The 22,494-nt window shown below is 60.5% G+C and carries 23 protein-coding genes and 2 pseudogenes; 10 read left to right on the top strand and 15 right to left on the bottom strand.

The features are described 5' to 3' along the window. Positions 1 to 54: 54 nt before the first annotated feature. From tolB to aspS, 10 genes and pseudogenes are all read right to left on the bottom strand, one after another. Positions 55 to 1,353: a Tol-Pal system beta propeller repeat protein TolB gene (tolB, locus tag P8H27_RS11185; protein ID WP_289637517.1), complete on the bottom strand. Its 1,299-nt coding sequence runs from the start codon at positions 1,351 to 1,353 to the stop codon at positions 55 to 57. Then, positions 1,350 to 2,348 (bottom strand): cell envelope integrity protein TolA, encoded by a 999-nt coding sequence (gene tolA, locus P8H27_RS11180; protein ID WP_289637515.1) that lies wholly within the window; start codon positions 2,346 to 2,348, stop codon positions 1,350 to 1,352. Before tolA ends, tolB begins: the two co-directional genes overlap by 4 nt. Further along, the gene (gene tolR / locus P8H27_RS11175; RefSeq protein ID WP_289637513.1) at positions 2,348 to 2,800 is read right to left on the bottom strand and encodes a protein TolR; all 453 of its coding nucleotides are present in this window, start codon (positions 2,798 to 2,800) and stop codon (positions 2,348 to 2,350) included. Before tolR ends, tolA begins: the two co-directional genes overlap by 1 nt. Positions 2,801 to 2,832: 32 nt before the next feature. After that, positions 2,833 to 3,528, bottom strand: coding sequence for a protein TolQ (tolQ, locus tag P8H27_RS11170; RefSeq protein WP_289637512.1), 696 nt, complete (start codon positions 3,526 to 3,528; stop codon positions 2,833 to 2,835). Further along, a pseudogene (ybgC, locus tag P8H27_RS11165) lies at positions 3,509 to 3,983 on the bottom strand (tol-pal system-associated acyl-CoA thioesterase). Before ybgC ends, tolQ begins: the two are co-directional and overlap by 20 nt. Before the next feature lie 52 nt (positions 3,984 to 4,035). Continuing rightward, complete coding sequence (ruvB, locus tag P8H27_RS11160) at positions 4,036 to 5,088, bottom strand: Holliday junction branch migration DNA helicase RuvB (protein ID WP_289637511.1); 1,053 nt, start codon at positions 5,086 to 5,088, stop codon at positions 4,036 to 4,038. Between the two features lie 6 nt (positions 5,089 to 5,094). Continuing rightward, positions 5,095 to 5,700, bottom strand: a complete 606-nt coding sequence (ruvA, locus tag P8H27_RS11155) for a Holliday junction branch migration protein RuvA (protein ID WP_289637510.1) — start codon at positions 5,698 to 5,700, stop codon at positions 5,095 to 5,097. Positions 5,701 to 5,721: 21 nt separating this feature from the next. Further along, positions 5,722 to 6,246: a crossover junction endodeoxyribonuclease RuvC gene (ruvC, locus tag P8H27_RS11150; protein ID WP_289637508.1), complete on the bottom strand. Its 525-nt coding sequence runs from the start codon at positions 6,244 to 6,246 to the stop codon at positions 5,722 to 5,724. 176 nt (positions 6,247 to 6,422) lie between these two features. Next, entirely contained in the window at positions 6,423 to 7,169 is a 747-nt protein-coding gene (locus P8H27_RS11145) for a YebC/PmpR family DNA-binding transcriptional regulator (RefSeq protein ID WP_289637507.1), read from the bottom strand. 87 nt (positions 7,170 to 7,256) lie between these two features. After that, a complete protein-coding gene (aspS, locus tag P8H27_RS11140; protein ID WP_289637619.1) occupies positions 7,257 to 9,032 on the bottom strand; it encodes an aspartate--tRNA ligase in 1,776 nt (591 codons plus the stop codon). A 282-nt stretch (positions 9,033 to 9,314) separates the two neighbouring features. Between aspS and P8H27_RS11135 the strand changes: the two genes are divergently transcribed. From P8H27_RS11135 to P8H27_RS11115, 5 genes and pseudogenes are all read left to right on the top strand, one after another. Next, entirely contained in the window at positions 9,315 to 10,433 is a 1,119-nt protein-coding gene (locus tag P8H27_RS11135) for an HD domain-containing phosphohydrolase (protein ID WP_289637506.1), read from the top strand. 247 nt (positions 10,434 to 10,680) lie between these two features. Continuing rightward, positions 10,681 to 11,151, top strand: a complete 471-nt coding sequence (locus tag P8H27_RS11130) for a Dps family protein (RefSeq protein WP_289637504.1) — start codon at positions 10,681 to 10,683, stop codon at positions 11,149 to 11,151. Between the two features lie 434 nt (positions 11,152 to 11,585). Then, positions 11,586 to 12,653: a GGDEF domain-containing protein gene (locus tag P8H27_RS11125; protein ID WP_289637503.1), complete on the top strand. Its 1,068-nt coding sequence runs from the start codon at positions 11,586 to 11,588 to the stop codon at positions 12,651 to 12,653. A 168-nt stretch (positions 12,654 to 12,821) separates the two neighbouring features. Continuing rightward, positions 12,822 to 13,142: pseudogene (locus tag P8H27_RS11120) on the top strand (cold shock domain-containing protein membrane protein); the annotation flags it as partial. A gap of 57 nt (positions 13,143 to 13,199) precedes the next feature. Beyond that, entirely contained in the window at positions 13,200 to 13,424 is a 225-nt protein-coding gene (locus tag P8H27_RS11115; RefSeq protein WP_289637618.1) for a cold-shock protein, read from the top strand. A 237-nt stretch (positions 13,425 to 13,661) separates the two neighbouring features. On the opposite strand, the gene P8H27_RS11110 is transcribed toward P8H27_RS11115, so the two are convergent. Both P8H27_RS11110 and P8H27_RS11105 read right to left on the bottom strand, forming a co-directional pair. Then, positions 13,662 to 13,868, bottom strand: a complete 207-nt coding sequence (locus P8H27_RS11110) for a SlyX family protein (RefSeq protein WP_289637501.1) — start codon at positions 13,866 to 13,868, stop codon at positions 13,662 to 13,664. Between the two features lie 3 nt (positions 13,869 to 13,871). Continuing rightward, positions 13,872 to 14,297 (bottom strand): HIT domain-containing protein, encoded by a 426-nt coding sequence (locus tag P8H27_RS11105; protein ID WP_289637500.1) that lies wholly within the window; start codon positions 14,295 to 14,297, stop codon positions 13,872 to 13,874. A gap of 688 nt (positions 14,298 to 14,985) precedes the next feature. Between P8H27_RS11105 and P8H27_RS11100 the strand changes: the two genes are divergently transcribed. Continuing rightward, positions 14,986 to 16,275, top strand: coding sequence for an OprD family porin (locus P8H27_RS11100; protein WP_289637498.1), 1,290 nt, complete (start codon positions 14,986 to 14,988; stop codon positions 16,273 to 16,275). A gap of 97 nt (positions 16,276 to 16,372) precedes the next feature. Here P8H27_RS11100 and P8H27_RS11095 read toward each other — a convergent pair whose 3' ends face one another. Then, a complete protein-coding gene (locus tag P8H27_RS11095; protein WP_289637616.1) occupies positions 16,373 to 16,780 on the bottom strand; it encodes a PaaI family thioesterase in 408 nt (135 codons plus the stop codon). A 114-nt stretch (positions 16,781 to 16,894) separates the two neighbouring features. Here P8H27_RS11095 and P8H27_RS11090 point away from each other — a divergent pair, with 114 nt between their 5' ends. Genes P8H27_RS11090 through P8H27_RS11080 form a run of 3 tightly spaced genes read left to right on the top strand, consistent with a single transcriptional unit; the run spans position 16,895 to position 20,169 of the window. After that, complete coding sequence (locus P8H27_RS11090; protein WP_289637496.1) at positions 16,895 to 18,610, top strand: proline--tRNA ligase; 1,716 nt, start codon at positions 16,895 to 16,897, stop codon at positions 18,608 to 18,610. 24 nt (positions 18,611 to 18,634) lie between these two features. Next, complete coding sequence (locus P8H27_RS11085) at positions 18,635 to 19,588, top strand: hypothetical protein (protein WP_289637495.1); 954 nt, start codon at positions 18,635 to 18,637, stop codon at positions 19,586 to 19,588. An 8-nt stretch (positions 19,589 to 19,596) separates the two neighbouring features. After that, positions 19,597 to 20,169 (top strand): transglycosylase SLT domain-containing protein, encoded by a 573-nt coding sequence (locus P8H27_RS11080; RefSeq protein ID WP_289637494.1) that lies wholly within the window; start codon positions 19,597 to 19,599, stop codon positions 20,167 to 20,169. 95 nt (positions 20,170 to 20,264) lie between these two features. Here the strand turns inward: P8H27_RS11080 and P8H27_RS11075 are convergent, their stop codons facing one another. Both P8H27_RS11075 and P8H27_RS11070 read right to left on the bottom strand, forming a co-directional pair. After that, entirely contained in the window at positions 20,265 to 20,540 is a 276-nt protein-coding gene (locus P8H27_RS11075; protein ID WP_289637492.1) for an acylphosphatase, read from the bottom strand. A gap of 4 nt (positions 20,541 to 20,544) precedes the next feature. Next, positions 20,545 to 21,024: a TlpA disulfide reductase family protein gene (locus tag P8H27_RS11070; RefSeq protein ID WP_289637491.1), complete on the bottom strand. Its 480-nt coding sequence runs from the start codon at positions 21,022 to 21,024 to the stop codon at positions 20,545 to 20,547. A gap of 30 nt (positions 21,025 to 21,054) precedes the next feature. Between P8H27_RS11070 and P8H27_RS11065 the strand changes: the two genes are divergently transcribed. After that, positions 21,055 to 22,464 carry a PilZ domain-containing protein gene (locus tag P8H27_RS11065; RefSeq protein ID WP_289637490.1) on the top strand — a complete coding sequence of 470 codons (1,410 nt, stop codon included), beginning with the start codon at positions 21,055 to 21,057 and terminating at the stop codon, positions 22,462 to 22,464. The last annotated feature ends 30 nt before the right edge of the window (positions 22,465 to 22,494 follow it).

The following is a 22,494-nucleotide window of genomic DNA, read 5'->3' as shown; positions in this document are numbered from 1 at the left end:
AACCCCAGTGTGTTAAGCAGTGTTTCAAATACAGTACAACGGTGTAGCGCCGCATCAGTTCAGGTAGGGGGACCAGGAAGGCTCTCGAACTTCGCCTTGAGCGGTAGGAAGAGGGAGCCTCACACGCCCATTAATGGACGCTAACATCAAGACTCCCCGACCCTGCTGGCGGGTCGCGTAGATTAGCATGGTGCCATTGGGCGCAACAGTGGGCGACTCATCCAAACTTGTATCTGAAAGGATACGCAAATTGCCCCGTTGCAGATCCTGGGCCGCTACCTTGAACACGGTGTAACCATCCTGGCGATGGATCATCACCAGGGTCTTCTCATCCGCAGAGAGTTTCGGGTTGGCGTTGTAGTTACCGACGAAGGTCACCCGCTCCACCGCCCCGCTGTTGATGTTGGTTTTGTAGATCTGCGGCTTGCCGGATCGATCCGAGGTGAAGTAGATGGTGTTGCCATCCTTGCCCCAGAACGGTTCGGTATCGATCGACCCCTGATTGGTCACCCGCCGCAACTGCCGCGAGCCCATGTCCATCACATAGATTTCCGGATTGCCATCCTTGGACAGCACGAATGCCAGACGGCCGCCATCCGGCGACCAGGCCGGTGCGCCGTTGAGGCCGTCGAAATTGGTGATCTGCTCGCGCCGACCGGTATCGATGTGTTGGACGAAGATACGCGGACGCTTCTGCTCGAAGGACACATAGGCGATACGCCGGCCATCCGGAGCAAACGACGGCGACAGGATCGGCTCGCGCGATTGCAGCAAAGTCACCGCACGGGCACCGTCGTAGTCGGAACGCTGCAGGGTATAGCGGGTGTTGTTGACCGAGAAACGCTCGGCAGTGACGTAGAGCATGCGCGTGGAAAACGCCCCCTTGACCCCGGTCAGCTTCTCGAACGATTGATCGGCGATATGATGCGCCATATCGCGCAGCTGATCGGTGCCACCGCCTACGCTGCCGGTCAGCACCTGCTGCTCGGTGGCCACATTGAACAGGGCGTACTGCACCTGTAAGCGACCGCCACTGGGCAGCATGCTGCCAACCAAGACATATTGCGCGCCCAGGGCTTGCCAGTCGCGGTAGATGATCTCGCTGGCCTGACTCGGCCGGCTGATCATGTTCTGCGGCGGGATAGGTTCGAACACCCCGGAGTTGCGCAGGTCATCGCCAATAATCTTGGCCATATCCTCCGGCAGCACGGTGCCACCTTGCCAGCCGAACGGCACCACGGCGATAGGTGTCGCACGATCGGTACCTGTGCTGATCACCAAAGGATCAGCCGCCTGCACCGAGCCGACCAACATGGCCAAACCGAGCAAAACGATACGCATCAGGGTATTCACAGACCTAAATCCTCCGGTTTGAAGACGGCACGTCGCTGCCGGTAAAGTCGATCGAACGTAGTGCGATCCAATTGTTGCATTTCAGCGATGCGACCAACGTTGCGCACTGCTTGTACCGCGGAGCTGTCGAACGGCCCATCGCCACTGGAGCGGGTAACACTGGCGTTGATGATGGTGCCATCGGGCAACATCTCGATCATCACCTCTACACTCATGCCGTTACGCGCCGATGGCGGCCTGCGCCACTGCTCACTGACCAATTTGACGATCAAATCATCGAGGCTGCCGGCAACCTGGTCGCCCACTTCATCGGCCAGGGCTTGCTGGCGACCGACATCCTCGGAGAGAAGCTCGGCCAAGGCGGCGGCCTTCTTGTCTTCAGTCGCCTTGCGCTGAGCCGCCTCGGCGGCCTTTTTCCGGGCATCATCCGCGGCCTTTTTCTTGGCGGCCTCGGCGGCGGCTTTTTTCTTCGCCTCCTCGGCGGCTTTCTTCTTGGCGTCTTCTGTCGCTTTCTTCTTGGCGTCTTCGGCAGCTTTCTTCTTCGCCGCTTCATCCGCCGCTTTTTTCTTGGCGATATCGGCTAGCTTCTTCTGCTCGGCGGCTTTTTTCTCCGCGGCAGATTTCTTCTCTGCCTCGGCTTTCTTCGCCGCATCGGCCTTTCGAGCCTCCTCGGCCTTCTTTTGTTCCGCCGCTTTTGCCGCAACAGCCTGTTTTTCCTGCTCGGCCTTTTTCTGCTCGAGCTGCTCGGTTTCATAGATGGGCGCGGTGGTTTTCTTGGTTTCACCGGCAATTTTCTGGTTGGTCTGGGTGGTCGCCTGACTCTGCGACTTCAATTGATACAGGGTTGCCTGAACGATTGGCCTGGCTGGCGGCAAGTCCGGGGCGAAGGCAAAACTGACGAACAGCATGGCGAACATCAGGGTGTGCAGCGCCACAGCCCAGACTACAGGCCAAAACAGGCTTTCCGAAGGTGAAGGTTCGCGTTGCTGCCGCATCAGGGGGCCTCGGTAATCAGCCCGACGTTACCCACGTCAGCCTGCTGCAGACCACTCATGGCCAACATCACGGTACCGTAATCGACCGCCTTGTCACCGCGCACGAACACCTGCACCTGCCTGCCCTGGCTGCGACTCTGGTTGAGGATCGCAGTGACCGCGCTGGTCATCTCGTCCAGGGTCATGGCCTGATCCTGCACGGTATCGACATCGACCTCCGTTCCCATATTCCAGTAGTAGGATTTGTCGGCCTTGATCGAGATCGTCAGTACCTGGGCGTTATTGTCCTGCGGCAGAATCTCACTGCTGACTTTCGGCAGATCGACCTTAACCCCTTGGTTGAGCATCGGCGCGGTCACCATGAAGATCACCAGCAGCACCAACATCACGTCGATGTAGGGCACCACATTCATCTCGGAAACCGGCTTGCGTCTGTTGCGAATTCTAGCCATGGCTTGAAACCTATCTTGAGAGAGCCTAAGGCTTAGTCGTCGCTGGTGTGCACCTTACGGTGCAGGATCGCCTGAAACTCGTCGGCGAAGGTGTAGTAGCGACCGATCAGCATTTCCCCGCGCGCGGAGAAGCGGTTGTAGGCGATTACCGCAGGGATCGCCGCAAACAGGCCGATGGCGGTGGCGATCAAGGCTTCAGCAATGCCTGGCGCTACTGTGGCCAGGGTCGCTTGCTGCACCTGAGCCAGGCCGCGAAAGGAGTTCATGATCCCCCATACGGTACCGAACAAGCCGATATAGGGGCTGGTGGAGCCGACGGTGGCGAGAAACGGCAGGCTCTGCTCGAGCTTCTCTTCTTCACGCGAGATAGCCACGCGCATGCCGCGCGCCACACCGTCCATCACCGCATCCGGATCGACGCCCTGCTGCTGACGCAGACGGGAGAACTCCTTGAAACCGGCGCGGAAGATCTGCTCCAGCCCCGAGTCCGGATCCGGGTTGCTGCCGGCCTGGCGATACAGCTTGGACAGGTCGATACCGGACCAGAAACGCTCCTCGAAGTTGTCCAGGGCGCGCTTGGCGGCACGCAGCAAGGTGCTGCGCTGGAAAATCATGACCCACGAGGTGACCGAAGCGGCCACCAGCGTCAACATCACCAGTTGCACCACCAGGCTGGCATTGCTGATCAAACTCCACATCGACATGTGGTCAACGGTGTTGGCTTCCACGCTTACTCTCCTGCTTTGGCTGTACCCGCGCCGCTCAGGCCGGCAAAGGCCGCACGCAGAGCTTCGGGAAGGGCCCGGGGTTTCAAATTGTCGGCGCGCACACAGGCCACCAGAAACTGCCCTTCACAGAGCAGCGCATCATCCGTGGCCCGCCTGACCTGTTGACGAAAACGCAGGCTGGCACGGTTTAACTGCATTACTTCAGCGCTTACCCGCAATTCATCATCCAGGCGTGCCGGCGCGTGGTAACGCGCCTCACTGGAATGCACGACGAATAACAGGCCCTCACCCGCCAGCGTCGACTGGGCAAAGCCCAGGTCGCGCAGCCGCTCGGTGCGAGCCCGCTCCATGAATTTGAGGTAATTGACGTAGTAGACGATGCCGCCTGCATCCGTGTCTTCGTAATAAACCCGACAAGGATGGGCGAAAGGCTGAACTCCGTTTTGCGCGTGCATACTCTAGTGCTAGCTCCTGAACTTGCCAATCACCGACAGCAAGTATTTTTGCTTACTCGCCATCGGCAGCAAATAAGTCGACGGACGGCAAATCGCCCATGCGCTTCGGCATATTCAGGCCGAAATGCAGGTAGGCATGCCGGGTCACCACGCGTCCGCGTGGGGTGCGCATGATGTAGCCCTGTTGAATCAGGTAGGGTTCCAGTACGTCTTCGATGGTGTGGCGCTCCTCGCTGATCGCCGCCGCCAAGCTGTCGACCCCTACGGGGCCGCCATCGAACTTCTCGATCATGGTCAGCAGCAGCCGGCGATCCTGGTGATCGAAGCCACGCTCGTCGACATCCAATAGGTTCAGGGCCGAGTCGGCAATCTGCCGGGTGATGCCACCCCGACCGCGCACCTGGGCGAAATCCCGCACCCGGCGCAGCAGACGGTTGGCGATGCGCGGCGTACCGCGGGCACGCCGGGCGATTTCGAAGGCGCCCTGGGCCTCGATCGGCAAACCGAGAATGCCTGCCGAGCGCGTGACAATGGTGGTCAGATCCTCGGTGTTATAGAACTCCAGGCGCTGGACGATACCGAAACGGTCGCGCAACGGATTGGTCAGCATGCCCGCGCGGGTGGTGGCGCCCACCAGGGTGAAGGCCGGCAAGTCGAGCTTGATCGAACGCGCGGCGGGGCCCTCACCGATCATGATGTCCAGCTGGAAGTCTTCCATCGCCGGGTACAGCACTTCCTCGACAATCGGCGACAAACGATGGATTTCGTCGATGAATAGCACATCGCCCGGTTCAAGATTGGTCAGCAGCGCGGCCAGATCGCCCGGCCGTTCCAGCACCGGGCCGGAGGTGCTCTTGATCGACACGCCCATCTCCTGGGCGATGATATTGGCCAGCGTGGTCTTGCCCAGCCCCGGCGGGCCGAAGATCAGGGTGTGATCGAGGGCTTCACTGCGCCCCCGGGCAGCCTGGATAAACAGCTCCATCTGCTCGCGCACGCTCGGCTGGCCGATGTATTCGGCCAGCTTCAACGGCCGAATGGCGCGATCCACCTGCTCGTCGCGGTCGCGGCTGGTGGCGGTAATCAGGCGATCTGCTTCTAACATCGAGAGTTACACCATTCCCTTCAGGGCACGACGGATCATGTCTTCACTGCTCAGCCCATCGGCCTTGATGGCGGAGACGGCGCGACTGGCTTCCTGTGGCTTGTAGCCGAGAGAAATCAGCGCACTGACTGCATCATTCTCCGCATGTGGGACTGCGCCGGCGGCACGAGGTTCAACCACCAGAGTCGCCATGCCCGGCACGGCCTCCCAGGCCTTGAAGCGATCTTTCAATTCAACCAACAGACGCTCGGCGGTTTTCTTGCCGACGCCGGGTATCTTTACCAGCACCGAGGCGTCTTGCGCCTGCACGCAGCGCACCAGCTCATCGACCTCCAGCCCGGACATCAGAGCCAGCGCCAGTTTCGGGCCGACGCCGTTAAGCCGGATCAGCTCGCGAAACAGCTGGCGCTCGCGCTTCTCGAAGAAACCGTAGAGCAAATGCGCGTCTTCACGCACCACCAGGTGCGTGTGCAGGGTCAGCGCTTCGCCGACTGCCGGCAAACGGTACAAGGTCGTCATGGGCACTTCCAGCTCATAGCCCAGGCCATTCACATCCAGAATCAAATGCGGCGGCTGCTTCTCCGCCAGGGTGCCGCACAAACGTCCAATCACCGCTGTTTTCCTTGAGTAACCCTATAAACGAAGGCGGCCACTGCGCCGTTTGGCAGCGACCAGGCCGTGTGGAATCAGGCTTTGGCGGTGATGAGCGTGGCACAGGGCGATGGCCAGGGCATCCGAGGCATCGATCTGCGGTTTCTGCACCAGCTTGAGCAGATGCATGACCATCATCTGCACCTGCTCCTTGCCTGCCCCGCCCGTGCCGGCAATCGCCTGCTTGACCTGGGTCGCGGTGTACTCGGCAATCTCCAGCCCCGCCTCGATCCCCGCCACGATTGCCACGCCACGAGCCTGGCCGAGCTTGAGTGCCGAGTCCGGGTTGCGCGCCATAAACACCTGCTCGATGCCCATGGTCACCGGCCCGTAGGTTTCGATCACCTCGCGTACGCCGCGAAAAACGCTTTGCAAGCGCTCGGGCATCGAGCCGCTACCGGTACGAATACAGCCCGAGGCGACATATTCACAGCTGCGCCCGGTATCACGCACCACACCATAACCGGTGATGCGCGAACCGGGGTCGATACCGAGGATCAACGTCATGCCCTGCCACCCGCCCAAGTTGTCGAGCCAAGCCGACAACCATACTGTTTATCTATCCAGTTGGCGAGTATAGGGGCAGGCATCGGCGCCGTCACCCACATAGCAGCCATAAAAAAACCGGGAGCGCCTGGGCAACATCATCCCAGCAGCTTCCGGCTCTTTCGCCCAACCAACAATCAGCCAAGCTGCTCCATGATCTCGTCGGGAATCTCGGCGTTGTGATAGACGTTCTGCACGTCGTCGAGGTCTTCCAGCATGTCGATCAACTTGATCACTTTCTGCGCGGTTTCCAGATCCGTGACGGGCGCACTGATCGACGGAATCATCGCCACCTCGGCCTCGTCGCCCTTGAACCCGGCCTTGCCCAGCGCCTCGTTTACCGCGTGGAAGTCGGCAAACGCGGTATACACCTCGACCGAGCCGTCCTCGCCGCTGACGATATCGTCGGCACCGGCTTCCAGCGCCGCCTCCATCAAGGCGTCTTCATCGACGCCGGGGGCGTAGCTGATCTGCCCCTTGCGCTCGAACATATAAGCCACCGAACCGTCGGTGCCCAGATTGCCGCCGCACTTGGTAAAGGCATGGCGCACTTCGGCGGCGGTGCGATTGCGGTTATCGGTCATGGCTTCGACGAAGATCGCCACGCCACTGGGGGCATAACCTTCGTAACTCAGCTCGACCATGTTGTCGGCTTCGTCCGAACCGACCCCGCGGGCAATCGCCCGGTCGATGGTGTCGCGGGTCATGTTGGCGGTCAGCGCCTTGTCTACCGCCAGGCGCAGACGCGGATTGTCGGCCGGCAGGCCGCCGCCCTTGGCGGCGACGGTCAACTCACGAATGAGCTTGGTGAAAATCTTGCCGCGCTTGGCGTCTTGACGCCCCTTGCGGTGTTTGATGTTGGCCCACTTGGAATGACCAGCCATAACTCACTCCGTCATTACTTGAATCAGGTTGCGTAACCCCATAACGAAGAAGCCTGGCAAACCCAGGCTCCTTGTCTCCAGCAAGGCTTATTCGGCCTTGGGCTGCTCGCGCAGGCGAATATGCAACTCGCGCAACGCCTTGGCATCCACCACGCCCGGCGCCTGAGTCATCACACAGGCCGCGCTCTGGGTTTTCGGGAAGGCGATCACTTCACGGATCGACTGGGCGCCGGTCATCAGCATCACCAGACGATCCAGGCCGAAGGCCAGGCCACCATGCGGCGGCGCACCATACTTCAGCGCGTCCAACAGGAAGCCGAATTTCTCCTGCTGCTCGTCTTCGCTGATACCGAGCACCCGGAACACCGCCTGCTGCATGCCCTTGTCGTGGATACGGATGGAACCGCCACCCAGCTCGGTACCGTTGAGCACCATGTCGTAAGCGCGCGACAGCGCGACGGCCGGATTGGCCTCCAGCTCGGCGGCGCTGCAGCTTGGCGAAGTGAACGGGTGGTGCAACGAGGTCAGGCTGCCGTCGTCGCTCTCTTCGAACATCGGGAAATCGACGACCCACATCGGCGCCCACTCGCAGGTCAGCAGATTGAAATCGTGGCCCAGCTTGATCCGTAACGCACCCAAGGCTTCGCTGACGATCTTGGCCTTGTCGGCGCCGAAGAAAACGATATCGCCATCGACCGCACCGACGCGATCGAGGATCACATTGAGATTGTCCAGCGGGATGTTCTTGACGATCGGCGACTGCAGGCCTTCGACGCCATTGGCACGCTGGTTGACCTTGATATAGGCCAGGCCCCGAGCGCCGTAAATGCCGACGAACTTGGTGTACTCGTCGATACGGCTGCGCGGCATGCTCGCCCCGCCCGGTACGCGCAACGCGGCAACCCGGGATTTCGGGTCGTTGGCCGGGCCACTGAACACCTTGAAGTCGACGCTTTGCAGCTGATCGGCGACATCGACCAGCTCCAGCGGAATACGCAGATCCGGCTTGTCCGAACCGTAGCGGCGCATGGCTTCTGCAAAGGTCATGTGCGGGAAGTCGGCGAACTCGACGTTCAGCACTTCCTTGAACAGCTGGCGAATCATCTTCTCGGTGATGCCCATGATGTCGGCTTCATCGAGGAAACTGGTCTCGATGTCGATCTGGGTGAATTCCGGTTGACGGTCGGCGCGCAGGTCTTCGTCGCGAAAGCACTTGGCGATCTGGTAGTAGCGGTCGAAGCCGGCGACCATCAGCAGTTGCTTGAACAGCTGCGGCGACTGCGGCAGGGCAAAGAAACTGCCGGCGTGGGTGCGGCTCGGCACCAGATAGTCACGCGCGCCTTCAGGCGTGGCACGGGTGAGGATCGGCGTTTCCACGTCGAGGAAGCCGTTCTCGTCCAGGTAGCGACGGATGCTGGTGGTGATGCTCGAACGCAACTTCAACTTGGCCGCCATTTCCGGGCGACGCAAATCGATGAAGCGGTAACGCAGACGGGTTTCCTCGCCGACATCGGTGTATTCGTTGAGCGGGAACGGCGGGGTTTCCGCCTCGTTCAGCACTTCCAGCGCATAACCGAGCACCTCGATGGCGCCACTGGCCATGTTGGCATTACCGGCACCGGCGGGACGCAGGCGCACCTTGCCGGTGATCTTCACCACATATTCGCTGCGCACCCTATCCGCGGCAGCAAAAGTCTCGGCGCGATCCGGATCGAATACCACCTGGGCCAGACCTTCGCGGTCACGGATGTCGAGGAAGATCACCCCGCCATGGTCACGGCGGCGATGTACCCAACCGCAAAGGGTGATTTCCTGGCCGTCCAGGCTCTCGTTCAGTTGGCCGCAATAATGGCTGCGCATCATGGTGGTAATCGCTTCTCTTGAGTCTTCAATTCGTTGGGCCGCGTGGAGTGCGGCGCGCTTGTCCGGGGCCATGCCTGGCGGCAGGTTCACGCGGTTTTTCTGCAATTGCAACATCCGCTGGGGCCGGCAATCGACCGACGACGCACTCGCGCCAGACCGCCCTCAACCCGCGTTTCGCGGCAAAGCGCGAGATTATATATGGTTAAGCCCTCACTTGCAGCCGCCAGCCCAAGCGCTTTTGTCTGCTCGCCTATACTCACCCAACCCTTACGGAGAGTACTCATGACCACATCCAGTCCCGGCGAACTGTCCAACGATGTGCTGGAAGATTTTCGCCAGGAAGCCGCGGAACAGTTTCAGCGTTGCGAACAATTGCTGATCGAACTGGAGCACTGCCCCGACGATAAAGAGAAGCTGCGCGATCTGTTCCGCCAGGTACATACCCTCAAGGGCAACCTGGACTACATCGGCCTGAACGCCCTGGTTCCTCTGCCGCAGGCCATGGAGGATGTTCTGGACTGCCTGCGCGAGGCGCGTTTGAGTTTTGACAGCCTGCTCGGCGACATCCTGCTGGTGACCCTGGATCACCTCAAAGAGCTGATAGCCCAAGGCCTTGGCGGCACCACTGCCCGCCTCGATCCCGAGCAGCTCCATGCACTCAGCCAAGCCTTGCGCGAACTGGCCGCTGCACCTACCTCCCGGCAGGCCGAGGTTCGCCGCTCGCTGCTGCAACAACTCGACCCCAACAGCCAGTTACCCGCCCCGACCACCTCAAACGACCCACAGGCTGCCGAACTGCTCGAACGGCACGGCATCGCACTGGACGAAGACCTGCTGTTCTTCATCGAGCTGATGCGAGCCAGCGAACGCCGCTCGCACTACTGGCAGGGCCGCGGTTTACGCCAACTGGATCTGGCCTTGGCCATCAACCAACTCGGCAATGCAGCGGAACAACCCGCGCAACTGGCGGCCGCCGTATGCCTGCACGACCTGGGCATGGCCTTCTTGCCCCTGGACATGCTGCACAAGGAGGCCAGCCTCAGCCACACAGAACTCCAGCAGATGCAGTCACACCCACGCCTGGCTTATGACCTGCTGCAACGCCTGCCGCGCTGGGATGCAGCTGCCAACATTATCCTGCAACACCAGGAGCATGCCGACGGCAGCGGCTACCCCGAAGGCCTGCGGGAGAGCGACATCCGCCCCGGCGCCCTGATTCTCAACATCGTCGACACCTTCGATGCGCGCACCCATGAACGCGCCCACCAATCCCTGAGCAAACGCCCACTACTGCGCGCCATCCTCGAAATCAACGGCTTGGCAGGTCGCCAGTTCAGCTCCCACTGGGTCGATGTGTTCAACCGCACCCTGCAGCAACACCCCCTCCTCGCCCACCGTTAACGGACCGTTGCACCAGGCTGCCAGCGGCCCGGGCCCGCCGGCAGCCCCAGCGACCCTTCATCGACGACGCCCGCCTCCCTCGGAGCTACTGGCCAGGCTAATGCGCAAGAGTTGAACCACATGCCGCCCATAGCCGCAAACAATAGAACCCATTGACATAAGCCAAGATCGACCCTGCAGAGCCTATGCTAGGCTCTGCCCAATACGCGCGAAGACCAACTCCGCGCCACCTGAAAGGAGCAATGGTATGGAAATCAATATCGGAATCGCCGAGCAGGATCGTGCCGCCATCGCCGAAGGCCTATCTCACCTGCTCGCCGACACTTACACCCTGTATCTGAAAACCCATAACTTCCACTGGAACGTCACCGGCCCGATGTTCAACACCCTGCATCTGATGTTTGAAGGCCAATACACCGAACTGGCACTGGCAGTCGACCAGATCGCCGAACGCATCCGCGCCTTGGGCTTCCCGGCTCCCGGCACCTATGCAGCCTATGCACGCCTGTCCTCGATCCAAGAAGAACAAGGCGTACCGAGCGCCGCCGACATGATCAAACAGTTGGTTCAGGGTCAGGAAGCCGTGACCCGCACCGCTCGCGGGATCTTCCCGCTGCTCGACAAAGTCAGCGACGAACCCACCGCAGACTTGCTGACCCAGCGCATGCAAGTGCATGAAAAAACCGCCTGGATGCTACGCAGCCTACTCGACGCCTGACCGCTCACCGAGCCCTACCTGCAAACAGCCACAGAGTCGCCTCGAGCCGAAATGCGCCTGGAAGGCTGCCCGAAAAGAATGCCGGAGTGCAAACGGCAGGTGTGCATTGAGGAAGCTCAACAAAATCAACGCATTTGCCCATGGATGCGAAGACTTCGCATCCATGGCCTGCGCCCCCATTTATGGAAGTCGCCATTCCTGGCCAAGCTCCCAGCAACCTGTCGGACTTTGGCACCCGTAGCGAGAAAGCCTGGGATCAAGCGGGTTTGTCCAGCCAAACGCGGCGAATAGCCGCTCTATTTAACGAGCTTGACTGGAAAAAGCCAATATCCAGGCTTTCGCAGCAGAACAGCCCCAAGCCCGACAGGCTGCTAGGCTTAGAACCCTTATTTGTTCTATGCTCCGGCCACCCGCAACTTGCCACAGTGACGTGCATGAGCAAGCCAAACAAAACCCCCAGCATCATCGAGCGCTATCCCGAAGACACGCGCGAGGCGGCCACGCTACTGAAGCAAGCCGTACCCCTGATGATGCGCCACAGCATACCGCCCAATCCCCTACACTATGCCCTCTGGTACACCTACAGCCAAGGCCGGGAACCGGAGCTCAATCGTCGTCTGGACAAGATCGTCAAAGACTTCGACAGCTTCCCGGTGGAAGCAGCCGTCAAATTGTTTCGCGACTACATCATTCGCCACGAACTCGAAGAAGCCCGCGCCGGCCAGCAACAAGTCATCGAACTGGTCGACGGCATCGAAGACGACGTCTCCCGCAGCGTGACCGGCAGCCACAACTATCAAGCCAGCCTGGAACAGGGCCTCGTCGCACTGAGAGAACCGATCATCGATGACCTGCCCAACGTCCTGAACGACCTGCAACAAAGCACCCAACTGATGCAGGATCAGCAAGAGAAGTTTCTCTACCGCATACGCGCAGCACAGAACGAGATCCAACACCTGCGCAGCCAACTGGAACGCGCCCACGTCGCCGCGACCCTCGACAACCTGACCCAGGTATTCAACCGGCACGCCTTTACCCGCCTACTGGAACAGGCGCTCAGCGGCGAACATCAAGGCGTGGCCCTGGTGATGCTGGATATCGACCACTTCAAACAGTTCAACGACCAATATGGCCACCCCCTGGGTGATCGAGTTCTGCAACATGTCGGCCAACTGCTGCGCGAGGCACTGCCGCCGCGCGCCATCGCCGCACGCTACGGTGGCGAGGAGTTCTGCGTGATCCTTCGCGATTGCTTCGACTCCCAGAGCGCACACGCCTTCGCCGATAGCCTGCGCCTGAAAATCCAGTCGCTGCGCATCAAAGTGCGCCGCACCGATCAGGTACTCGACAGCATCAGCGCCTCCTTCGGCTTCTCCCTCGCCCAGCCCGGCGACAACCTGGAAAGCTTGCTTACCCGCGCCGATGACGCGCTTTACCAGGCCAAACACAACGGTCGCAACCAGGTGCACCCCGAGCTTTGCGAGAGCGCCCTAAGCGCTTGATTTGAGTAGCTCACCTCTTTGCGGTTAAATACGCCCCGTGCCGCTGCTCCGAGCCATTGGAGCGGCGCATAGGCCAATTACACACGCACTCACAACGCCCTCTAGTCAAGGCAATGCCTGCGCAATCGGCTCTTCCTGGCGACCCTTTAATAAGTGAGCTCATTAAACATGTTGAAAATCGTCCACCTGCTAACGGGCCTCATCGCCCTGCTGCTGTCATTTGTGCCAAGCCTCAGCAACGACACCCTGCCATTTCTGCAACAGCCAGAGGCTCTGTGCCTCGCCTTGCTCGGCTTACTTAACCTGATCCTGGCACCCCAACTGCCTATCTGGCATGCGAATCTGCGCCATCAACTGCAAAACCTGGTTTCCGCCCTGCTGATACTGGGCACACTGCTGCAAGCCCTGATCCTCCTGGCCCCGCTACCAACGATTGCCGACCTGCCCGCCACCCTGTTCAGCCTGCTCACCGTACTGAGCGCAGTGCTGCTGCACCTGGCGACCAACCTGCGCCTGAAAGTCCGCGACAACGCAGTGGTTCACAACATGGCCGACCGGGAAACCGGTACGGTCAAATGGTTCAATACCTCCAAAGGTTTCGGCTTCATATCCCGCGATTCGGGCGACGATATCTTTGTCCACTTCCGCGCCATTCGCGGCGAGGGTCATCGCGTATTGGTCGAAGGCCAGCGCGTCGAATTCTCCGTTATGCAGCGCGACAAAGGTCTGCAAGCGGAAGACGTGATTGCCGCCTCCCCCGCCCGCCGCTAACCCACCCATGAAAACCAGAAAGCCCGCAGAATGCGGGCTTTTCTGTTTATAAGACTTATAAGCCGGCTCTAATGGGCTGAACAGAACCTTGCAGGAGGCAGCCCCGCGACGAATGCCGCCCGCAGGGCTGCCAGGCTTGGTGTCGCGACGCAGGCAAAGGCTTCGCCCCGAACCCGAGCCTCCCACAGTGAAGACTCAAGCCGACGAATTTGAGTTAACCAACTAACCATGCGGCTACTAATAGTGAGGCGGTGGCGCCTCATCTTCTGCCGAGCCGAACTGCCCACCTATCTCCTCCTGGCGCCTGGCCAGAACCGCGACCTGCAACTGCAAGCGCTCCAACGCCCTCTGCTGAGCCACCAGCACATCATTGAGCGCCTGAATGGTGTCATCCTGAAAAGCCAGCCGGCTTTCCAGATCGGTAATTCGCTGCTCCGCCTCCATCCCTCAACCCTCGATAAAATAGAAATTTTCAGCCAACACCAAACGCAACCTGTCCTTGATCGCCAACACCTGCTCATCGGTATACGGCTGCACAGGCAACCGCCCCCACACAGGCGCCGGCCAGGCTGCATCATCGCGACGCCGAGCAATCACATGCATGTGCAGCTGACTGACCACGTTGCCTAGAGTGGCAATGTTCATTTTGTCGGCACCAAAGGCATCCTTGAGGGTTTCTGCCAGCATCGTGGTTTCTTGCCACAGTGCCTGCTGATCATCGGCATCGAGCTGAAACAGCTCACTGACCTCCTCGCGCCTGGGCACCAGGATAAACCACGGATAATGTGCATCATTCATCAACAGTAAACGGCACAGCGGAAAATCGCCCACCGGCAGAGTGTCCTGCTGCAAACGCGGATCCAAAACGAACATAGGCCACCCTCCTGCCAGACCACTCAATAGACAAAGCTTAGCGCCATACAGCGTAAACCCTGCAGGATACGCGGGAGTCGCAGCGGATTCACCCTCGCACCCGCACAAGCACACGCCAACAGGGCGCGCACCATTTTTGCGCACACTTTGTTTCTTACCGTAATGGAACCCCCACAGGCGTTACGCCTACAGCCCCACTCCAGCCAGATAAATGCTGCCCACACACCGAAAGCAGTGGGCGCGCCAGCCAATCGGCCACCGCCGACCCAACTGCAATGGAGCGACTGCAACCCCCATGAAAGCTGGTGACAACAGCTTTACACGCTCGACAGGAGAAGCCCAGATCGAGCAAAATAGCGACAAATGACGAGAACCTCGCACTTTGAGCACGAGTCTTGCTTTAAGCTAGCTCGACCCGGGAGACCGTGCCGCCAAGCAACAAACCCAATCGCCAGCAACCGTAATTACCAAATTCGTCAGTGCTGAAAAATACACGCGGGATCTACAGAATTGCGACATGCTTCATCGTCTTTTGCGACACGACAGTGAAGAAAGCGCAAGGAATAGATTGCAACTATCGCCAACTTTGGCTGCGTGCTATAAGTTAGCGCCGACACAAAAAGAAAGAGCTGTCCATATAACAATTAGTTGGACAGCGCAACTCTTCTAAACCAAAGGAGCAATCACGATGCAAGTGATGAAGTGGAGCGTAATCGCCCTCGCAGTAGCCGCGGGCAGCACCCAGATGGCAGTAGCCTCTAGCCAATCCGAGTCCAAGGGCTTTATTGAAGACAGCAGCTTCAATATCTTCAATCGTGCGCTGTATCACAACCGCGACTTCCGTAATGGCGCCGGCAACATTGCTGATGCCACTAAAGCAAGCGGCTTCAAGAACGGCTATCGCGAAGAATTCGGCCTGGGCATCCGCCTGCTCGCCGAGTCTGGCTTCACCCAAGGCACCGTGGGTGTAGGTGTTGACGCTCACTCCCTCTCCAGCATCAAGCTGGACAGCGGTCGTGGTCGCACCGGCTCTGGCCAGTTCGCTAACGACTCGGACGGTCGCGCTGAAGACACCCAGACCGAAGTGGGCGGCGCGATCAAGTTCCGCATCTCCGACACCGTTCTGAAATACGGCAACCAGTTCGTCGGCAGCCCGGTATTCGCCACCGACGACAGCCGCATCCTGCCGGAAGTCGCTACCGGCACCCTGCTGACCAGCAACGAAATCGCAGGCCTGGAGCTGACCGCAGGTCGTTTTACCGCCATCAGCAGCCAAACCGGTACTGGTCGCGACAGCAACACCCAAGGCGGCGAGACTCTGAAGTCCGCTAACATCGTCGGCGCCAGCTATAGCTTCACCGACAATTTCAGCGGTGCCATCCACGCATCGGACGTTGAAGATTTCTGGAAAAAGAAATATGTCAACCTGAACTACAACCTGCCACTGGCAGAAGAGCAGGCTCTGAACTTCGACTTCAACTACTACAAGTCGAATGACGACGGCCGGAAACTCGCCGGCGAGCTGGACAACAAAATCTGGAGCTTGGCGGCTGCCTACTCCCTGGGCGCGCACACCTTCACCCTGGCCCACCAGCGCTCCTCCGGCGACACCGGCTACAACTACGGCGTCGACGGTAACGGCACCATCTTCCTGTCCAACTCGGTTCAGTACTCCGACTTCCTCGGCAAGGACGAGCGCTCCTGGCAGGCTCGCTACGACATCAACATGGCCACCTTTGGCGTTCCGGGCCTGAGCTTCATGACCCGCTACGTTACTGGTGACAACATTGACGCCGGCACCGACACCGATGCCAAGGAACACGAACTGGATATCGAAGCCAAGTACGTGATCCAGGAAGGTGCGGCCAAGGATCTGTCCTTCCGTGTTCGCAACGCGATCTATCGCGCCAACAGCGACTACGACAATGACAACAATGACTTCCGCCTGATCGTCGAATACCCGCTGAGCGTGTTGTAATTCAGCTGTAATTCGTTAGCGATATGAAAAGCCCGGCTTGTGCCGGGCTTTTTCTTGGCCGCCAACTAACCATTGGTCAATATTTAACCAACTCTTATCATAGTGGCAATGCATAAGTTCCGGTCACATGCGCCACCAGCTCTTCTGCATTACCCAACGAATACAGCGACACTTCGCAAACCGCCTGACGCCTGCTTAATCGCAGAATCCGCGCCTCGGCCAACAAGTCCACCGGCTTGGGCTTGACCAGGAAGTTGATATTCAAATTGGAGGTCACCGCCATCTCGACGCGCCCGAGCCGTCCCAGCACCACCGCATACATGGCGGCATCCGCCAGCGCCATGATGGTCGGCCCCGACAACGTGCCGCCCGGGCGGATCAGCTTGGTGTGAAACGGCACCCGCGCCAGCACCCCCTGCGCATCCAGCCGGTCGATGCACAGCTCGATGTCTTCCGCGATCGGCAACCCCGCCCGAATCAGCGCCTGAACCTGTTCCGCCGTCAATACCGTCACTCTCGCCTCCTCTTGAACCAGCTGCCTGCATCCTGTACGCCACAGTACAGGCACCGTACAATGCCGACCTATTAAAAGCCCTTGCAACCGACAGAACGGCCAATTATGCGCACCAGTCAGTTCCTGCTCTCGACCCTCAAAGAAACCCCTTCCGACGCCGTGGTAATCAGCCACCAGCTGATGCTGCGCGCCGGCATGATCCGCAAACTCGCCTCGGGTCTGTACACCTGGTTACCGATGGGCCTGCGCGTGATGCGCAAGGTGGAAGCCATCGTTCGCGAGGAAATGAACGCCGCGGGCGCCCTCGAGGTGCTGATGCCGGCGATTCAGCCCGCCGAATTGTGGCAGGAGTCGGGCCGCTGGGAGCAATACGGCCCCGAGTTGCTGCGCCTGAAGGATCGTCACGGCCGTGAGTTCTGCGTCGGCCCGACTCACGAAGAGGTGATCACCGACCTGGCGCGCAACGAATTGAGCAGCTACAAGCAACTGCCGCTCAACCTGTACCAGATCCAGACCAAGTTCCGCGACGAGATCCGCCCGCGTTTCGGCTTGATGCGCGGCCGTGAGTTCATCATGAAGGACGCCTACTCCTTCCATGCCGATCAGGCGTCGCTGCAAGCGACCTATGACCGCATGCACCAGGCCTACTGCAACATATTCACCCGCCTGGGCCTGAATTTCCGTCCGGTACAGGCCGATACCGGCTCGATCGGCGGCACCGGCTCCCATGAGTTCCACGTCCTGGCCGAATCCGGCGAAGACGACATCGCTTTCAGCGACAGCTCCGACTACGCCGCCAATATCGAGAAGGCCGAAGCCATTCCGCGCGAAACTGCGCGTGGCGCAGCAGGCGAAGCGCTGCGTCTGGTCGACACCCCCAACACCAAGACCATCGCCGACCTGGTAGAAGGTTTCGATCTGCCCATCGAGAAAACCATCAAGACCCTAGTGGTGCATGGCGCCGAGGCCGGCACCCTGATTGCCCTGATCATTCGCGGCGACCACGAACTGAACGAAATCAAGGCGGCCAATCTGGAGCAAGTGGCCAGCCCGCTGGTAATGGCCTCGGAAGCCGAGCTGCGCGACGCCATCGGCGCCGGCGCCGGCTCCCTTGGGCCGCTAAACCTGCCATTGCCGTGCATCGTCGATCGCTCGGTCGCCCTGATGAGCGATTTCGCCATCGGCGCCAACATCGACGACAAGCACTACTTTGGCGTGAACTGGGAACGCGACCTGCCACTGCCGGCCGTCGCCGACCTGCGCAACGTCGTCGCTGGCGACCCCAGCCCGGACTGCCAGGGCACGCTGGAGATCAAGCGCGGCATCGAAGTCGGGCACATCTTCCAGCTCGGCCGCAAATACAGCGAAGCGCTGAACTGCACCGTGATGGGCGAGAATGGCAAGCCGACGACCCTGACCATGGGTTGCTACGGCATCGGCGTATCCCGCGTGGTTGCCGCCGCCATCGAGCAGAACAACGACGAACGCGGCATTCTCTGGAACGACACACTGGCGCCGTTCCAGATCGCCCTGGTGCCGCTGCGTTATGAAACCGACGCGGTACGCGAAACCACCGACCGACTCTATGCCGATCTGACGGCGGCCGGCTTTGAAGTGCTGCTCGATGACCGCGACAAAAAGACCAGTCCGGGGATCAAATTCGCCGACATGGAATTGATCGGCATCCCCCATCGCATCGTGATCAGCGATCGCGGCCTGGCCGAAGGCAATCTGGAATACAAGAGCCGTCAGGAAACCGAAGCTCAGGTAGTGGCCGTCGCCGACATCATGTCCTTTATCCACCCACGTATCCGCCGCTGATTTCAGCCTTTGATAAGAGCCGTCATGTTCAAACGAAGCACCCTGGGCCACGTCGGCGCCGCACTCTGCGGCGCCCTTTTTCTGAGTGGCTGCGCCAACCAATTGCCGCAACGCAGCGAGCATGAGGAGCGTGTCGAGCGCAAACTGCTGGATCACAGCCTGCAAATAGACGTTGGCGAGCCACGCGTACTGGAGCTGCCGCAACGGCGGGTGCGGGTGCACGAACAGAAGACCTTCGAGGTGACCGCATTCGAGGTCAGCCGTCGCTACGACCGCTACACGCCTTACCAGCCTTGGCGCGAGCTCTACGAAGTGCCGCTGGGCGCAGTTGCCGTAGTCGCCGGCATCGCCGCCAATGCCCTCAACGTGGTCTTGCTCGGCAGCCTGCCGGACAGCGCCACCAAAGACTGGATCAGCTATGGCTTTGCCGGGCTTAATCCGTTCATGAACGCCGAGTCCAACGGCCGCTCGCAGCAGAACCTCGCCAGCCTCGACGAGCAACGTCAGGATGCGCGCATGGAGTACTCCAGCCTACCCTGGGCCGAGCGCTCGGTACTGGTCAAAGCCAGCGAGCAAACCCATGAACTGCTGACCGACCGCAATGGCGTGCTGCGTCTCAACCTGCTCGACAGCCCCTTTGCCGAGCAGGATGTCAGCCGCATCGGCACCTTGCAGTTGAGCGTCGAAGACCCGCAAGGCTCGACCCGAGCGGATGCCAGCTTATTGGTCAGCCGCACCCTGCGCGGCAAACTGCAGGAAGCGCACAAGCTGATCTACGACGATCTGGAGGGCGATGATGTCGAACAATGGGTGCACCGGGTCAAGCGTTTGTCCGAGCTGGGCCTGGAGGAAGAAGCCAGCGAGCTGGAGCAGAGCCTGATCGAACTGACCCGCAACGACCCCGACCTGCAGGAAGGCTTCCTGCAGGCGTTGATGCGCGATGCCGGGCGCCTGGTCGCCGACCCCGGCAACGACTGAACGCGAACATGGCCTTGCGTCTGTGCCTGACCCTGCTGATCGCGTTCCTGAGCCTGCCCGGCCATGCCAGCCTGGGCCAGGCGCCGGAGCCGGAACTACGCGCGCTGCTGCAACGCACAGTGGCCGCAGCCGATAGCTTTCAGGACCGCTTCGATGCGCAGGTCTGGTTGCTGGACATGTCGACCCGCATGGCGCGTTATATCCCGGCAGCGGAAGAACGTCTGACCCTGCTCAGGCTGGTGCACCGCGAAGCCAGCAAGGCCGGCTTGCGCCCCGACCTGGTAGTGGCCCTGATCCACACCGAAAGCCACTTCGACCGCTTCGCCATTTCCTCGGCCGGCGCCCAGGGCATGATGCAGGTCATGCCCTTCTGGAAAGCCGAACTCGGTCGCCCGCAGGACAACCTCACCGATAACGCCACCAATTTGCGCTACGGCTGCACCATCCTCAGCTTCTATCTGCGCAAAGAGAACGGCAACCTGAGCCGCGCCCTGGCTCGCTACAACGGCAGCCTCGGCAGTCACGCCTACCCCGCCAAGGTCATCGGATTCTGGCACGACTTCTGGTACGTCAAGCCGTGAGATGGGTGGACGCGACAGAATCGCCTGACTGACCGCCCCGTAGCCCGTACATGCAAGCCTCCCCGGATTGCCGCCGGGCGTGCAACTGCACGCCATCAGCGCCGCACGATGAACCCGGCGATTCCTTGCAGCGCCTGTTCCTCCAGCGCGAGCGCGGTGACCTTGGCCCGAGGCGGCCCCTGTTCCAGCCAGGCGGCCAACTCGCGCACTGCGGGTTCCTCGCCTTCGAACAACACCTCGACGCGACCGTCGCCGAGGTTACGCACCCAGCCATCCACATCCAGGCGCTCGGCTTGTTCGGCAGTGGCCTGGCGAAAGAACACTCCCTGCACGCGACCGCTGACATAACCATGTAAACAAATCCGCCGCATGCCACTAGCCTCCCGTTCGTAAAGCCTGCACCCGCGCCGCCAGGCCGGCCGCCGTCTGCTCGCCGAGCAGGCGCTCGCGCATCTGCCCCCGGTCATCGACGATATAGGTAACCGGCAGCACGGCACTGGGCGGCAGTCCATAGCGCGCCGCCGGGTCTTGTTCGAGCACGGTGAATTGAATCCCCATCGCCTGTGACGCCTTGGCTAATTGCGCGCCTTGCAGACCGTCGAAATTGACCCCCAATACACTCACCGACTGCGCCTCAAGCTGCACGGCCAGGGCATTCAGTTCGGGAATTTCGCTACGGCAGGGCGCACACCACTCGGCCCAGTAATTAATCACCAACCACTGGCCTTCCAGACGCCCAGCCGGTACCTTTCGTCCATGCTGATCGACGCCGACCTCTTCAGCGCAACCCGCCAGAACCAAGCCGGCGCAGATTGCCATTACGGCATGAATAATCACCTGGAGTCGTGTTCCCATGCATTCGCTCCTTGTTCACACTGGATTGATATGACGCTAGATGCCTTGCGCCTTGAAGTGCCGGACATCCTCGAAGAAGACGCGGCGCCCTTGGCCGACCTCAACGAGCAGTTAGCCCAAGCGCGTTCGCTGCCGCATGAACAAGCCCTGCAACAGGTGCTCAGCCTGTTATTCAGGCTCAACCGCAGCGCCATGACCTTACTCGAAAGACAACGCACGCTGCAAAACTGCAGCGATGAATACCGACACTATGCCGTGGTCTACCTTGACGGCAAGCCTCCATCGGCTTTGTTCCTAGGCCTGTGCAACGAGCTGGCCATCGGTTTCAAACGCCTGCTGCTGCAGATCCTCAAGGGCCGCCAACCCTCGCTCCCGCATTTGGCCTGGTGCCTGTACATGGCTCAGCACTTTCTCGCGCAGAGCTTGTTGCGCCACTACCAGCTGTACCAGGAACCACCGCCCAGCCTATGGCGTGACAGCCATCTGCTGTACTGGATCGGCGAACATCAGCAGTGCCTGGACGAACCGGTCGCGGCAGCTTTCCAGCCAGCGCCAGCATGCACCCTGCGCGGCCTTTACCAGCAGATGCTGCTGCTCGCCCTGAGCAACCCCTTCCATCTTGCCGAGGGCGAATGCCCGCAGTTGTTCGGCGCCCTCGCCCCGCTGGCAGGCTTGGCGCGCTTACTGCCCTGGGATGACGAAGACGACAGCGAAGGCCCTACCCTCGACCTGACCGAGTCGCAACCTTGCCTCGGTTATGCGCAAAAACCCGACGGTGGCCGCGACTACCTGCGCCGTTTCGAGCTTGGCGCCTTACTGGTCGCCCTGCATGATCCAGCCCCACTGCAAAGCGCCAACGAGCGACAGCTGCTCGAGCGCGTCCGGCACCACTGGCTGGGCCAGCAACAACGACGCAACCCACGCGACGAGCAGAACACGCCGTGCAAGCTGCTGGTTGGCTTGCCAGCCATCCATGCCCAACTTCTGGAGCAGCGCCCCTCCTCCGCCGTGGCACGGGTGCTCGATACCAGTGCCGGCGGCGCGCGCTTGCTGTGCCAGCCCGACCAAGCGGCACATTTGTCAGTCGGTCAACTGGTGCTCCTGCTGACCAGCAGCCCGACACCGATTCTGGCTTTGGTGCGCTGGCGCCATCTCAATGTCGAGGGCTTGCACCTGGGCCTGCACTACCTGAAAGGCCTGGCGAAACCGGTCTGGCTGCGCCGCGCACCTAGTGCACAGACTCACCAGGGCGTGCTGCAGAGTACACCAGCCCCTGGTAGTGGCTGGCATCACGGCCTGTGGCTAGCTAATGGCGAATTCGGCGAAGGAGAAAACATCTGGTTGCAGCTGGCCAACATGCACAACCAGGCGGTCATGCCGCTACCGACAGCCAACCTCACTACGGCCTCGGTCACGCGTCACCCACTGCACCTGGCATAAAAGAAGAAACTGCGAGACGGGTCACAGCGA

This window comes from Pseudomonas sp. sp1636 (genome assembly GCF_030376615.1).
Classification (GTDB): Bacteria; Pseudomonadota; Gammaproteobacteria; order Pseudomonadales; family Pseudomonadaceae; genus Aquipseudomonas.
Note: the sequence above shows the minus strand (reverse complement) of the source record. Positions and strands in the feature narration are given on the sequence as shown.